Origin of the sequence: Pedobacter sp. Leaf250 (genome assembly GCF_920984735.1) — a bacterium.
Classification (GTDB): domain Bacteria; phylum Bacteroidota; class Bacteroidia; order Sphingobacteriales; family Sphingobacteriaceae; genus Pedobacter.
Map to the genome: position 1 here is coordinate 164,601 of NZ_CAKLBU010000009.1, position 15,730 is coordinate 180,330.

The 15,730-nt window shown below is 38.3% G+C and carries 9 protein-coding genes; all 9 read left to right on the forward strand.

The genetic code is table 11. The features are described 5' to 3' along the window. The first annotated feature begins 94 nt into the window (after positions 1-94). The 9 genes from LUA91_RS10330 (at position 95) to LUA91_RS10370 (ending at position 15,454) form a co-directional block, all read left to right on the forward strand. Positions 95-1,774, forward strand: coding sequence for an alpha-amylase family protein (locus LUA91_RS10330; protein ID WP_231425968.1), 1,680 nt, complete (start codon positions 95-97; stop codon positions 1,772-1,774). 122 nt (positions 1,775-1,896) lie between these two features. After that, complete coding sequence (locus tag LUA91_RS10335) at positions 1,897-3,273, forward strand: MFS transporter (RefSeq protein ID WP_231425969.1); 1,377 nt, start codon at positions 1,897-1,899, stop codon at positions 3,271-3,273. A 137-nt stretch (positions 3,274-3,410) separates the two neighbouring features. Then, complete coding sequence (locus tag LUA91_RS10340; RefSeq protein WP_231425970.1) at positions 3,411-5,300, forward strand: alpha-amylase family glycosyl hydrolase; 1,890 nt, start codon at positions 3,411-3,413, stop codon at positions 5,298-5,300. Between the two features lie 129 nt (positions 5,301-5,429). After that, positions 5,430-5,984: an RNA polymerase sigma factor gene (locus tag LUA91_RS10345; RefSeq protein ID WP_231425971.1), complete on the forward strand. Its 555-nt coding sequence runs from the start codon at positions 5,430-5,432 to the stop codon at positions 5,982-5,984. Positions 5,985-6,218: 234 nt separating this feature from the next. Next, positions 6,219-7,283: a FecR family protein gene (locus LUA91_RS10350; RefSeq protein WP_231425972.1), complete on the forward strand. Its 1,065-nt coding sequence runs from the start codon at positions 6,219-6,221 to the stop codon at positions 7,281-7,283. Positions 7,284-7,469: 186 nt separating this feature from the next. Next, positions 7,470-10,745, forward strand: coding sequence for a SusC/RagA family TonB-linked outer membrane protein (locus LUA91_RS10355; protein ID WP_231425973.1), 3,276 nt, complete (start codon positions 7,470-7,472; stop codon positions 10,743-10,745). A gap of 19 nt (positions 10,746-10,764) precedes the next feature. Beyond that, a complete protein-coding gene (locus LUA91_RS10360) occupies positions 10,765-12,345 on the forward strand; it encodes a SusD/RagB family nutrient-binding outer membrane lipoprotein (RefSeq protein WP_231425974.1) in 1,581 nt (526 codons plus the stop codon). 126 nt (positions 12,346-12,471) lie between these two features. Beyond that, positions 12,472-14,031, forward strand: coding sequence for a S10 family peptidase (locus tag LUA91_RS10365; protein ID WP_231425975.1), 1,560 nt, complete (start codon positions 12,472-12,474; stop codon positions 14,029-14,031). A gap of 460 nt (positions 14,032-14,491) precedes the next feature. Further along, on the forward strand, positions 14,492-15,454 hold the full coding sequence (locus tag LUA91_RS10370) for an acetyl-CoA carboxylase carboxyltransferase subunit alpha (protein WP_231425976.1): 963 nt from the start codon (positions 14,492-14,494) through the stop codon (positions 15,452-15,454). Positions 15,455-15,730: the final 276 nt, after the last annotated feature.

Sequence of the window (15,730 nt, forward strand, 5' to 3'; positions counted from 1 at the left end):
TCGGGAAAGCAATCTCACAACGATTTTTTCAATAATTGCAATTTTCCTTTTACTAATTTCTTCATCATCATTTGCACAAAAAAAGAGTAAAAATATGAACGATAAACAAATCGTTATATATCAATTATTGCCCCGTTTATTCGGAAATAAGAACACTACAAATATCCCTTATGGAACCATTGAGCAAAATGGATCTGGGAAGTTTAATGATATTACAGACAAAGCTTTAGATGGCATTAAAGAACTTCACGCGAATTACGTGTGGTATACCGGAGCTATTGCACATGCAAGTTTAACCGATTATTCTGCTTATGGAATAAAGGTTGATGATGCCGATGTAGTTAAAGGAAGAGCAGGTTCTCCATACGCCATTCGCGATTATTACGATGTAAATCCAGATTTAGCAGTTGATGTGAAGAACCGGATGAGAGAATTCGAGGCATTAGTAAAAAGAACGCATGCGAAAAGTCTGAAAGTCATTATCGATTTCGTTCCAAATCACGTAGCCAGAAGTTATCATTCTTATACTAAACCAAAAAATGTAATCGATTTTGGTGTAAAAGACGATGTAAAAAAAGCTTTCAGTGCACAAAACGATTTTTATTATATCCCCGGTCAGTCTTTAGTAGTACCCACCAATGGACAAAAAACACCGCTTTCTATTTTACAGGATGGCAAGTTTGATGAAAATCCAGCGAAAGCTACAGGTAATGATGCATTCACGGCATCGCCGAAGTACGATGATTGGTACGAAACCATCAAGCTAAATTATGGGGTTGATTATCAAAATGGCAGACAAAATCATTTCGAACCGATACCACCAGTGTGGACTAAAATGCGAGATATTTTAATCTTCTGGACTAAAAGAGGTGTTGATGGTTTCCGTTGTGATATGGCAGAAATGGTGCCGATTGCATTCTGGAATTGGGTTATCCCGCAGGTTAAACAAGTTAATCCCGATTTAATTTTCCTGGGCGAAGCTTATAATCCGCAGGTTTACAAACAATATTTAGAAGAGGGAAAATTCGACTATCTGTATGATAAAGTTGGATTGTACGACGGATTGAAACGATTAATTAGAAATGAACCATCTGCGGATGTGAAAGACATTCGTTATGTATGGCAGAAAGAAAGCGCTGGTTTTGGCAAACACATGTTACGCTTTTTAGAAAACCATGACGAGGAACGAATTGCATCGGCAGGCTTTGCAGGAAAAGCTGAATTGGCTTTGCCTGCAATGGTTGTTTCAGCAACGCTGGGTTCGGGTCCGGTAATGCTTTATTTCGGTCAGGAAGTGGGCGAACCTGGTAAAGGAGCTGAGGGTTTTGGTGGAGATGATAACCGCACTACGATTTTTGATTATTGGGGTGTTCCGAATCATCAGAAATGGATGAATGGTGGTTTATTTGATGGACATAAATTAAATGCAGCACAGCAAAATTTAAGGGCTTATTACAAACAGCTTTTAAAAGTAACAACACAAAGTGATGCAGTACTTAATGGCGAAATTTATGATGTTCCTCAAACTGGAAATATGAATAACCGCATGTATGCTTTTATCCGTTATTCTGGTAAACAGCGTTTGTTGGTGATTGCAAATTTCGATAGAAATCAAACATTGGAAGCGAACATTGAGATTCCAGATAGCATTTTAAAAGTGAAAAATTCATCTCCTGTTACTGATTTATTAACAGATAGAAAATTAAATATACCCGCAGGAACGAGTATCCCTGTAAAACTTGGTCCGGTTTCGGCGCAAGTGATAGAATTTTAAACTAAAGAAAATAACCGCAAAGAACGCAAAGATTTTCGCAAAAAATACAAAGGATAAACGCCCAGCTTTGCGCCCTTTGCGCTTTAACTTGGTGCCCTTTGCGGTTAAATAAACCAAATATAATGAGCTTAAAAACAATATTCGAGAACCCGAAATTAACATTAGCACAAATTATTAATATGAGTGTGGGTTTCTTCGGAATCCAATTCGGTTGGGATTTACAACGTGCCAATATGGGTCGCATTTACGAAAACCTTGGCGCAAACCCCGATCAGGTTCCATTATTGTTTTTAGCAGCACCATTAACAGGTCTTTTGGTTCAGCCGATTATTGGATATTTAAGCGATAGAACCTGGCACCCGAAATGGGGACGGAGAAGACCATATTTCATGATCGGTGCCATTGTAAGCAGTATCGCTTTAATCTTTATGCCTCATAGCAGCGCCTTATGGATGGCCGCAGGTTTACTTTGGGTTTTAGATGTATTTGGAAATATAGCCATGGAACCTTTCCGTGCTTTTGTTACCGATAAATTACCTGATAGTCAGGTAAACCGCGGTTTCATTATGCAAAGTATGATGATTGGTTTGGGCGGAAGTATTGCATCAGCTTTACCTTGGGTAATGAACAATATTTTTCATTTACAAAATACAGCAGCTCAGGGCAACATTCCAGAAAACGTAAAGTTCTCGTTTTATATTGGTGCATTCTTCTTTTTTGCTGCGGTATTATGGACGGTTCTCACTACTAAAGAATATCCACCACAAGATGTAGATTTTAAAGAAAAAGTTAGAGAAAGTAACAAAGGTTTTGGCGGTGGTGCACGTGAAATTTTTCATGCATTAAGCAACATGCCAAAACGGATGCAAATTGTTTCTCTGGTTCAGTTTTTCACCTGGCCAGGTTTGTTTCTAATGTGGTTTTACTACACAACTGCTGTAGCTGTTAATGTTTTCGGAGGTAAAGATGCTGCCGATCCAGTGTATGCGCAAGGTGCCGATTTTGGAAGTTTAACTCTGGCTTATTACAGCGTGATCACTTTCCTTTTTGCTTTGGTCTTACCAAAAATTGCTGATGCTTTGGGCAGAAAAACCACTCATGCAATTTGTTTATTATGCGGTGCCATTGGATTAATCAGCGTAGCGTGGGTGCATGATAAAAATATGCTGTATTTATGTATGACAGGGGTTGGTATTGCCTGGGCAAGTATTCTCTCAATGCCTTATGCCATGTTAAGTGGCTCATTACCTAAAGATAAAATTGGTATTTATATGGGGATTTTCAATTTCTTCATTGTATTGCCAGAGATTATTGCATCACTTGGTTTTGGCTGGCTAATGCGCAACGTACTAAATAATGATAGACTTTTAGCGGTTCAGCTTGGTGGTGGATTAATGATTCTTGCCGCTGTGATTTGCTATTTGTTCATCAGAGAACCAAAAAAAACGGATGAAGTTTTAGCTTCAGAATTATCTATTGAAGAAAATAGGTCAGTGTAGTAATAATAGTGTAATCTTAATTTATAACCACAGAGAACGCAAAGAAAAGCACAAAGTAACAGAGAATATTTGGCTCTGTGTGCTCTGTGAAAATTCCGTGTGCTCAGTGGTAAAATATCTCCCAATTTCCTAACCAAATGAAAAAAATCATTTATGTATTGCTGTGTTTCACAGCCTTTAATACCGCTTGTAAAAAGGCAAGTACAGGTGATGAACCTATCAGTCCGGTAACGCCACCAATTAATACTGAATTACCTGCTGGCGCCAAAGATGGCGTTGCATTTATCAATAATGGAACATCGGCCATTGTAACGCTTTATGCGCCTGGAAAAACATCAATTTCCATAATTGGTGACTTTAACGATTGGTCTACATCGGCTTCAGTGATGAAAAAAACCAGCGATGGAAATACCTGGTGGATTCAGATTGATAACCTCAATCCAAATTCAGAATATGCCTATCAATTTTATGTTGATGGAAAATTAAAAGTGGCTGATCCATATTGCGAAAAAATTCTAGATCCAGATAACGATAAATATATTTCTGCCGCGGTTTATTCAAATCTGAAAGCCTATCCATCAGGAAAAACAACTGGTATTGTGAGCGTAATGCAAGCTAATCAGCCCCAATATGCATGGAAAAACAATAGTTTTACCCGACCGGATAAAAATAATTTAGTGATTTACGAATTGTTAATTCGCGATTTTACCACAGAACATACTTACGCCTCAACACTCGCCAAACTTGATTATTTGATTGGTTTAGGAATAAATACTATTGAATTGATGCCGGTAAATGAATTTGAGGGCAACTTGAGTTGGGGTTATAATCCGTCATTTTATTTTGCTGCGGATAAATACTATGGAACGAAAACGGCTTTACAAAACTTTATTGATGAGTGCCATGGAAAAGGTATTGCCGTGATTATGGATATGGTTTTAAACCACTCATTCGGGCAATCGCCAATGGTTCAGTTATATTTTGATGGTTCGAAACCAACGTCGAATAGTCCTTGGTTTAATGTTGATGCTAAACACCCTTACAATGTTGGTTACGATTTTAATCACGAAAGTGCAGCCACTAAAAAGTTCTCAAAAGATGTAATTAAATTCTGGATGCAACAATACAAAGTTGATGGTTTTAGGTTCGATCTTTCAAAAGGTTTTACTCAAAAAACTTCTACTGATGATGCGGGCATGAGTGCTTACGACGCCAGTAGAATTGCCATTTGGAAAGAGTATAACAGCTATATAAAAAGTATCGACCCTAATAATTTTTATGTGATATTAGAACATTTTGCCGATGCAACCGAGGAGAAAGTTTTGGCCGATGATGGTATGATGCTTTGGAACAATATCAATTACAACATGAACGAAGCTACAATGGGTTGGTTAGGAAACTCAAATTTTCAATGGGGATTCTATGCAAATCATGGTTTTTCAAAATCAGAAAATTTAGTTACCTATGGCGAAAGTCACGATGAGGAACGTTTGAATTTTAAAAATATCACTTATGGGAATGCTTCGGGAAGTTATGTTATTAAAGGAAATTTGGCCACTTCGTTAAAGCGTGAAGAAATAGCTGCTGCATTTTTATTCGCTATTCCAGGACCGAAAATGGTTTGGCAATTTGGCGAATTGGGTTATGATGTTAATATCGATTTCAATGGCAGAACGGGCGAAAAGCCAATCCGTTGGGAATATTTCGCTGATCCAAATCGTAAAGCCTTATATGATGCTTACGCAAAATTCATTCGTTTGAAAAAGAATAATTCCATTTTCAATTCTACAAGCGCTACATATAATTTAGCTGGAGGAGTGAAATATATTAAGCTTATTGAAGGTTCGAATACGGTAATTGTTGTCGGTAATTTTGATGTGGTTAGTCAGCCTGCCAATGTTGATTTTGGTTCTTCCGGAACATGGATAGATGCTGTTGGAAACAATATCAGTTTACCTTCAAATAATTATACCGCAACTTTAGCGCCGGGCGAATATCACATTTTCAGCAAAACAGCTTTGAAATAAAATTCTTCTACAGATTTACACATCGCCGGAAGTTTACAGATTAATTTACAAAATCTGCAAACTTCCGGCTTTGTTCATAATAATCTTGATGTTTTTAGTTAATATTGTTTTAACAACTAAACATCCTAAATGAACGATAAACTGGCGCATCACTTATTATGGGAACGACTTCGTTCTGGTGATAGAGATGCGTTTTTTGATCTTTATCGTGATCTTTATTATCCATTGGTAAATTTCGGCATTCGTGTTTGCGCCGATGGCGATACTTCAAGCGAGGCCACCGATTTGGTTTTTACCACCATTTGGGAAAAACACGAAACCCTCAATCGTGTTGATAATGTAGAGGCCTACCTTCGCACTTTTCTAAAACGCAAGTTGCTTCGGATTTTAGAACGCAATCGTAAAATAAGTGATGCACTTTCAAATGCCGGAGCAGATGGCGATTGGATGGAAATGAGTTACGAAGAGTTTATTGTAAAAGTACAAAGTGATGAATTGGTTAAGCATCAACTTAAAAATGCTTTGGAAAAACTTACTTTCCGCCAGAAACAATTAATTCATTTAAAATTTTTTGATGGATTGACTTATGAGCAAATTGCAGCACAAAGTAATCAAACTATAAAAACGGCTTACAATACCATTTATGATGCCCTTAAAATATTAAGGAAAGAGTTTAATGCTTAACCCGACTTACGAAGTTTAGGTCGCATTTGAAATAGGGAAACTTCGTCAGTCTCCAAGAAGATTCCGCTAGTAAACTTTCTAAGTCTTCCCTCACTTTTAACCGTTGAGACTTCGCAAGTTGAATCGTTAATTTACAATCGCTAACCCACATTCTCCATCATATTAAAAAAAAGTTAAAATTTCTTTAGGAAAAAGTTAAACTTTTGGGCACTGATATATAAAAGGCAAACAAGCATGGTTGATAGAAGTAAATTCAATGCAGAAGATTTTCTTGTCGATAGCACCTTTCAGCAATATTGCGCTGGAACTGACAAGTTATGTATTGGATATTGGGAGAAGTATATAAATGCCCATCCGGAGCAGGCAGAAGTGATAGCAGAAGCTAAAAAATTATACGTGATTTTAAGTGGGAATAAGCGTCAATTAAATACACAAGTAGAAAATTTTAAAGATCAGTTATTTCCCGAAGAAAAAAAGGTTGTTAGAATAAACCGTTATTTATGGTTAAAAGTAGCCGCAGCAATTGTGGTGGTTGCTGGTTCTGCATTACTTTACTTAAGCTACTATAATTTTAAAAAGAATGAACCAACACGAGAGATATTTACATGGGCAACTAAAAGTGGCGAACGTAAAAAAATCAGATTACAGGATGGGACATCAGTTATTTTAAACGCAAAAAGCGCTCTATCAATTATTAATGGTTTCAATCGAGAAACACGTGAAGTAAATCTTGTAGGCGAAGCTTATTTTGATGTAGTTCATAATAAAGACAAACCGTTTCAAGTCCATACTTCAGATTTTAACATCAACGTTTTGGGTACAGCTTTCAACGTAAAATCGTATCCAGATGAGGTAACATCAGAAGCGACTCTAATTCATGGCTCAATTACCATGGAAGCCGTAGATGGAAATGGTGGTTTAATTACCTTAAAACCAAGTCAGAAGGTAACATTTTATAAAAATATCGACGCTCCTAAAAAAGCAAGGCTAACCAAAGCTTCTTCATCGCGACCGGAAATTGCAATAAACCATTATACTTTAATTAAGGATAGTACAATTGTAGAAACTGCCTGGACTAAGAATCGAATCGAAATTTACGATCAGGATTTCGATGAAATTAAAGATGTTTTTGAAAAGTGGTACAATGTAGAAATAAAATTTACCAGTAGCCAAGTTGAAAAGTATCGCTTCACGGCAACCTTTAGCAACGAAACAATTGAAGAGGCCCTTAAGGCATTAAAAGATGTAGAAAATTTTAAATATGAGATAAAAGGAAACCAAGTAATCATCTCAAAATAAGAAAAAAAAGGACGGTGTTGGAGCACCGCCCTTACGAATTTCTTTTTTGATCAATTAATGGCAGTTTATGCGCAAACAGATTGCTGCCAAGAACTTTATGCAACCAAAAAAAACAAAAATATGATTAATTATTACTTACTGCAAGGGCATCCGAAATACCGGAGGCTTTTAAAATTCATTATGCTAATGAAATTGACCTGTATTATGGTTTTCATTACTTGCTTAAATGTTTCTGCATCGGTTTTTTCACAGGAAAAAATTTCCCTCGATGTAAAAAAAACGAAGTTGGGCAAGGTTTTACAAATTATTGAGCAGCAGAGTAGCTACCACTTCGTGTACAGCTCTTCTTATGTTCCGGTAAATAAAGATGTAAGCATAACAGTTACCAATACACTGGTTACTGATGTTTTAGCCGCGATTTTAAACAGAACCAACCTGAAATATTCTGTATCGGAGGGAGGGCTAATCGTTATAAGCAGAAATAAAGAAGTGCCGATTACAGGTACAATTAAAGATGCCTTAGGCGGAGCGCTTCCAGGAGCAAGTGTTCGCGTAAAAGGAACGGGTATTGGTACATCAACTGATATTAACGGAAAGTTTTCATTAAATGCACCAGAAAATGCTGTTTTAGTAGTTTCTTACGCTGGTTTTCAAACCAAAGAAATCTCAATTGGGAGTCAAACTTCTATTGATGTGGTGCTCGTGGAAGATACCAAGCAACTTACCGATGTAGTAGTAACTGCACTAGGCATAAAAAAGGAAAGAAGAGCGCTTGGCTATTCGGTTACACAAATTGGCGGTGAAACTTTAACCCAGGCCCGTGAAAATAACATCACCAATTCTTTGGTTGGTAAAGTTGCAGGTTTAGACATCGCCGGAACTTCAGGCGGAGCAGGTGCCGCTACTAACGTTACCATTCGTGGGGTATCAAGCATGGGTCCATCGAGTCAGCCGCTTTATGTGGTAAATGGTATCCCAATGGAAAACGCTCCGGTAGGTTATAAAAGCACTATCGGTATTGGGAACAATGGCGGTCAGTACGATAATGCACCAGATTTAGGCGATGCGATCAGTAACATCAATCCTGATGATATTGAAAGTATTTCTGTTTTGAAAGGCGCTGCAGCATCTGCACTTTATGGCAATCGGGCAAAAGCAGGTGTTATTTTAATTACAACGAAAAGTGGTAAAGGAAACAGCATTGAATTTAGCAGTAATTATGTTGCTGAACAGGTAATGGACAGGACCAACTGGCAATATGTTTACGGTCAAGGTGTAAACGGGCAAAAGCCAACTACACAATTGGCTGCAGCCTCTACAGGAAGCTCGAGCTGGGGAGCACCTTTAGATGGATCAAACGTAATTCAGTTTGACGGAGTTAGCCGACCTTATTCAGCCCAAAAGGATAATATAGAAGATTTTTACAGAACCGGCGGCAGCTGGACCAACACTTTAGCATTAAATAAGTCGTTTACTGGAGGTGTAATTCGTCTTTCAGCAAGTGATTTAACCAACCGTTCGGTAGTGCCAAATTCGGGATTAAACAGACAAAATTTCACTTTATCAAGTACTTTCGATCCGATTAAAAATCTTGTGATTGATGCTCGTGTCAATTATATTTTAGAGCAAGCCAAAAATCGCCCGATGTTATCTGATGGAGCAGGTAATGCAAATTATAATGCAGCTTTTTTGCCAACCAGCATTAACATCGCAACATTGCAGCCGGGCAAAAAGCCAGATGGAAATGAACTTTCATATAATACTGGCAATCCTTATGCTACCAATCCTTGGTTTGCAGCTTACGAATTTATGCACAATACCAAGAGAGAGCGTTTATTAAGCTCGGCAAGTGCGAAATATACTTTTGATAACGGGTTGTTTTTACAGGCAAGAGCAGGAAGAGATTCATATAATGATAACTATATTGCTGTTACCCCATCAGGCACTGCATACGATGCTGATGGTGGATACACCGAACAAAACAGCAAATTTTCTGATATTAATGTGGATGGTTTAATTGGTAAATCATTTAAAATTAATGATATATCCATTACGCCAAACATTGGGGCCAGTTACCGCAGAACCCAAAGTGAAGGCATAACAAATGGTGGTGCATCTTTCCAGTTATTTGGAATTTATACACTTGCAAATACTGGTGGAAAATCGGTTTCCGCATATAAACAAGATCAGGAAACGCAATCTATCTATGGTACATTAGAAGTTACCTATAAAGATATTTTATATTTAACCGGAAGCGCCCGCAGCGATTGGTTCTCTACATTAGCTACTCCCGGAAGAGATAATAAACTTAATTCAGTATATCCGGCTGTTAGTGGATCATTTGTTTTTTCTGAATTGTGGAAACCATCTTATCTTAGTTTTGGTAAATTAAGAGCAGGTTACGCTATGGTTGGTCAGGCTACAAATCCTTTCCAAACACAATTGTATTATAACCTACGTAGCGAATCAATCAATAATAATCCATTAGGAAATATTGTAAATGGTGCAATTCCCAATGCTTCGTTATTCGCCTCGAGTGCAACTGAATTGGAGATTGGTACAGAATTAAGATTTTTTGGTGATCGATTGAATGTTGATTTTACCTGGTACAATAAAAAATCGAAAGATGAAATTATTGATGTGCCAACCTCTACCACCACAGGTTACAACGGAGCGGTATTGAATATTGGAAAGTTGAGGAATCGTGGTTTTGAAGGATTGATTTCAGGTGTAATTCTTAAAAATCAGGATTTCAGCTGGACTTCAAGCATCAATGGATCTCGTAATGATAACATGGTGCTCACTTTAGCGCCAGGAACGGCATCACAGCCTTTGGCAACTTCAAGAAGTAATGTCGGATTTCTTCAAAATCTAGAGGGAAAACCCATTGCACAAATTATGGCTTATGATTTCTTGTATGATGCCAACGGAAACATTGTTAGAGATACCAACGGTGTTCCACAACGTGGAGACTTGAAAGATTACGGTTCAGCTTACCACAAATGGACTGCAGGTTGGAATAACGAATTTAATTACAAAGGGGTAAATCTATCATTTTTAATAGATGGTAAATGGGGAGGTAAAATTTTCTCTGCTACTGATTATTATGGTTACGTTTTTGGCTTACATCAGGCTACGCTCGAGAATCGTGATCAACTGGGCGTTGGTGCAGCAAATTATTATAGCACCTATGCAAACAACGTTTCAAAACAATTCGTACAGGATGCAAGCTTCATCAAATTCCGCCAGGTAATTTTAGGATATAATTTTCCGGCTAAAATGTTTAATAACAAGATTAAAGGTTTAAATGTAAGTTTTGTAGGACGTAACTTATTTATCCTGATGAAGAAAACGGATAATATTGATCCTGAATCGAGTTACAATGCCACTATTCCAGGTATGGAATTGGGTGGTGTTCCGCCGGTGCGTACCTATGGTTTAAATTTAAGTGTTAAGTTATAATCCTTTAATAAAATTGAAAATGAAAACGATCATAAAATTATACGTACCACTTTTATTATCAGGCTTAGCACTAATATCAGGTTGTACCAAAAACTTCGAAAAAATAAATACCGATCCTTTATCGGTTAATCAGGAACAATATAATCCAAACTATTTATTATCAACAGCACAATTAAATTACACTGGCAGTGTCGATTTCGCTTACGAAACCTGGCGAGGCAATTTGATTTACGCTTCTACCATGATGCAGGGCATGTCATCAGTAATTGGTTATTGGGCTGGAGATAAATACATGTTAAACGAAGGATATACTGCAGCATACTGGGAAAAAGCTTATCCAGATCAGGTTAAATATGCGGCCGATTTAGTTGAATTTACAAAGGGAAAAGCACAGTATAATAATGTGCATCAAATTGGCAGAATTTGGAAAGCTTTGATTTTCCAGCGATTGACGGATTTATACGGCGATATCCCATATTTTGATGCCGGAAAAGGTTATTACACCGGAAATCTATATCCAAAATATGATGCGCAACAGGCCATTTATGCTGATCTTTTAAAAGAGGTAGATGAAGCGGGTACGGCACTAACTGCTGGTGGCGACGTAGCTACAGGAGATTTGGTTTATGCTGGCGATGTAAACAAATGGAAGCGTTTTGCGGCAAGTTTAATGTTGCGCATGGCGATGAGATTGACAAAAGCTGATGCCACTTTAGCGCAAACTTATATCACCAAAGCCGTTGGCAAAACCATGACTGGCGATGCAGATAATGCTTTGTTCAAACATGATGCAAACGGTGGAAGAGTAACTCAAAACAGAGCTGCACAGGTTTTATTAGGCGATGGCGGTCAGGAGAATTATTACACCAGATGGAGCAGTACTTTTATCAATTACCTGAAAACCAATAATGATCCGCGTTTGAGCAAGGTTGCGGTTACAAAGCTGTATTTAACCGATGTTACTAAAGCCCAAAATCCGGCATTTATTACTACAGCTTCAGTTCAGAAAGGCATGCCAAATGGGAAAGATTTAAGCGGTATTGCCGGAAGAGATGTTCGTCAGGATGCTTCTTATACTGATTTTACCGACTATTCATCACCAAATCCTGGAATGTTAAAGAGAGACGGAAATACCATTATCCTAACTTATGCCGAAACGGAACTGTTATGGGCAGAAGCTGCACAACGTTTCAACATTGGAGGTTCGGCTGCAACGCATTACAACGCAGGCGTAACTTCAGCAATGACTTATCTTTCGCAGTTTGATGCCAGTATGGCTGTAAATGCCGGCGATGCTGCAACTTATTTGACTGCTCATCCATATGTTGCAGCAAATGGATTGGAAATGATTTCCACTCAATATTGGGCACATACCATTACCATGCTTGATTTTTATGAAACATGGTCGAATTGGAGAAGAACAGGTTTGCCAGCTTTGGTGCCAATTGTTTATCCAAATACAAATACCGGCGGATCAATTCCTCGCCGTTTCCCTTATCCACTAATTGAAGGGGTTTCAAACTCAGCAAACTATAAGGCAGCATCAGCTGCGGTTCCAGGTGGCGATAAGCTTGTGGGAAAAGTTTGGTGGGATAAATAAAATCTAAATGCCATTGATAAACCCAGCGCTGATTATTCAACGCTGGGTTTTTTGTGCGTAACATTTCTAATGCGAGTTTTGATTAAACCTACATTAGTTGGATATTTAAGCACCAAACTCAACTAAATGAAATCCAAACTGATACTCGGCGCATTCCTTATCACAGGTTTTTTTACGCAGGCACAGCAAACACCCAAAAGAAACCCAACAAAAGAAACAGTTACTTCAACCCAGGTTGCGGTAAAAGAAGAACCAAAATCTACAGGAAGTGAACGTGCTATAAAAGTAGAAAGTTCGGTGATTACCAACCACTCTGTAAATGTTGAAGGCAAAACCATCCCTTATAAAGCCACAACAGGTACACTTCCCGTTTGGGATGAAGACGGCAAAGCAATTGCTGGATTGTTTTATACTTATTATGAAAGAAGCGATATTTCAAATCGCGATAAAAGACCTTTGGTTATCTCTTTTAACGGTGGTCCGGGCTCTGCGTCAGTTTGGATGCATATTGCTTATACCGGCCCGGTGGTGTTGAATATTGATGATGAAGGTTATCCGGTTCAGCCTTATGGTTATAAAGAGAATCCATATTCTATTTTAGATGTAGCAGATATCGTTTACATCGATCCGGTTAATACGGGTTACTCTCGTGCCGTAAGTAAAGATATTCCAACCAATAAGTTCTTCGGCGTTCGGGCTGATATTAAATATTTAGCCGAGTGGATTAATACTTTCGTTACCCGGAATAATCGCTGGGCATCACCTAAATTTTTGATTGGCGAGAGTTATGGAACCACCCGTGTTTCAGGTTTGGCTTTAGAGCTACAAAATAATCAGTGGATGTATTTAAACGGCGTAGTTTTAGTTTCTCCGACAGAATTAGGTATTGAGCGTGGTGGTCCGGTAGAGGCTGCCCTTCGTTTACCTTATTTTGCCGCAACTGCCTGGTACCATAAATTATTGCCACAAGATTTGCAATCAAAAGATTTAACGGCCATGTTGCCAGAAGTAGAAACTTTTACCATTAACGAATTAATTCCTGCAATTTCTCAGGGAAGTATGTTAAGTGCTGATAAAAAGAAAGCCATCGCTACCAAAATGGCTCGATATTCTGGCTTATCAGAAAAAACAATTGTAGATTATAACCTGAACGTACCCACCAATTTCTTTTGGAAAGAATTGATGAGAGACAAAGGTTTTACTGTGGGAAGATTAGATTCTCGCTACCGCGGAATTGATAAAATGGCTGCTGGCGATGGACCAGATTATAATGCCGAATTAACTTCATGGCTGCATTCCTTTACTCCGGCCATCAACATGTACATTCGCAACGAACTTAATTACAAAACCGATTTGAAATACAACATGTTTGGTTCTGTATATCCTTGGGATCGGAGTGGCGACCAAACCGGCGATAACCTTCGCCAGGCGATGGCGCAAAACCCTTATTTACATTTGCTTGTACAGTCTGGTTATTACGATGGCGCATGCGATTATTTCAACGCGAAATATAGCATGTGGCAGTTGGATGCTGCGGGTAAATTTCAAGATCGCATGAGCTGGGAAGGTTACCGCAGCGGACACATGATGTATCTGCGTAAAGAGGATTTAAAAAATTCTAATAATCACATTCGCGAGTTTATTAAAAAGGCTTTGCCAAAGGCAGGCGAGGCGGCAAAATTTTAACCAGGATTTTTGAGGATTCGAGGATTTTAGGATGATTGAGGTTAAAATTAAATCAGTTTAAATCTGCGTTTTTTATCTGCGTAAATCTGCGGGAAAATATTTTAAAAATAATTTGTAGCGCAAGTGCAGTTCAACTATTTACGTTCGTCCTGCTTTGCGTTACAATCTTTTTGTGGTTGTTACACTGAGCTTGTCGAAATGCTGCAACAAAAAGTATTTCCATTACAATCAGGGCTAAATTACTTCTGCTTATCGCTGTATACCGAGATAGCAGTAAAGGTTTGTGTGATCTAAACCCGACCTTAGTGGATGCCCCAGATTCTTCATCGGGGCAGAAATAGGGGCGGGACTAATCAGACCGAAATGTGCTGGTATTGCTTTCCCAAATCCCTTTGGAAAAAAGCATTTATGATAACAAGCCTGCAAACTAAAAATAATTACTTATTTTTGTGGTTCAATTATGCAGCAAATAAAAACTTCATTCGATTTTGAGAAACCTATTGCCGATTTAGTTCAGCAGATAGAAAAGGTTAAACAAGTTGCCGACAAAACCAAGGTAGATATGTCTGCCACTTTAGACGAGCTTGATGGCAAATTAGAAGAAACCACCAACAACTTATATAAAAATTTAACAGGTTGGAACAAGGTTCAGATGAGCCGCCACCCTGATCGTCCGCAAACGCTTGATTACATCAGTATGATTTGTGATGATTTTATTGAGTTACATGGCGATAGAACCGTTAAAGATGATAAGGCGATTATTGGTGGTTTTGCTACAATAAATGGCCAAACAGTGATGGTTATCGGTCACCAAAAAGGTAAGAATACCAAAGAGCGTCAGTTCCGTAATTTTGGTATGGCTAACCCGGAAGGTTACCGTAAAGCTTTGCGTTTAATGCGTTTGGCTGAAAAATTTAATAAGCCAGTAGTTTCTTTTATCGATACCATGGGTGCTTACCCAGGTTTGGAAGCAGAAGAGCGTGGACAAGGCGAAGCAATTGCCCGTAATTTGTTGGAAATGTCGGTTCTTCGAGTGCCAATTATTTGTATCGTTGTGGGCGAAGGTGCTTCAGGCGGTGCATTGGGTATTGGTATTGGCGATAAAGTTTATATGCTGGAACATACCTGGTATTCGGTCATTTCTCCCGAATCTTGCTCTTCTATTTTATGGAGAAGCTGGGATTTTAAAGAAAAGGCTGCTGAATGTTTAAAATTAACTTCTGACGATATGTTTGGCAACAAGCTGATTGATGGAATTATTCCAGAGCCGCTGGGTGGCGCACATCAGGATCCAGAATTAATGGGAAAAACCTTGAAAGATTATATTGTGAAAGATTTAGCCGCCTTAGGTAAGCTAAAAACTGATAAGATGATTGAGCAAAGAATTGAAAAATTCTGTGAGATGGGTGTAGTGAACGAATAAATCATTAATAAATAAATTTTAAATCCCGTTCGGCTTCGCTGAACGGGATTTTTTGTTTTTTGACTTACGAAGTTTAGTTGGGTTATGCGTCGCAGAACTTCGTAAGTCTTAATTGATTTTAGGTTAACTTATGAAGTTCTTCCTAGCTTATGCCTTCTAAATTTTGCAAGGTAGCATCCATCAACACAAGAAGTTTAGGTCAGCTCATGTGTTTGCAAATTTCATGATTTTAGAAAAAACGCTCATTAAAAACTTACGAAGTCTTTCCACGCTTTT

Bases quoted from the DNA above. Each gene is read 5' to 3' on its own strand.
- LUA91_RS10330 (WP_231425968.1), top strand. From the start codon at position 95: ATGAACGATAAACAAATCGTTATATATCAATTATTGCCCCGTTTATTC.
- LUA91_RS10335 (WP_231425969.1), top strand. From the start codon at position 1,897: ATGAGCTTAAAAACAATATTCGAGAACCCGAAATTAACATTAGCACAA.
- LUA91_RS10340 (WP_231425970.1), top strand. From the start codon at position 3,411: ATGAAAAAAATCATTTATGTATTGCTGTGTTTCACAGCCTTTAATACC.
- LUA91_RS10345 (WP_231425971.1), top strand. From the start codon at position 5,430: ATGAACGATAAACTGGCGCATCACTTATTATGGGAACGACTTCGTTCT.
- LUA91_RS10350 (WP_231425972.1), top strand. From the start codon at position 6,219: ATGGTTGATAGAAGTAAATTCAATGCAGAAGATTTTCTTGTCGATAGC.
- LUA91_RS10355 (WP_231425973.1), top strand. From the start codon at position 7,470: ATGAAATTGACCTGTATTATGGTTTTCATTACTTGCTTAAATGTTTCT.
- LUA91_RS10360 (WP_231425974.1), top strand. From the start codon at position 10,765: ATGAAAACGATCATAAAATTATACGTACCACTTTTATTATCAGGCTTA.
- LUA91_RS10365 (WP_231425975.1), top strand. From the start codon at position 12,472: ATGAAATCCAAACTGATACTCGGCGCATTCCTTATCACAGGTTTTTTT.
- LUA91_RS10370 (WP_231425976.1), top strand. From the start codon at position 14,492: ATGCAGCAAATAAAAACTTCATTCGATTTTGAGAAACCTATTGCCGAT.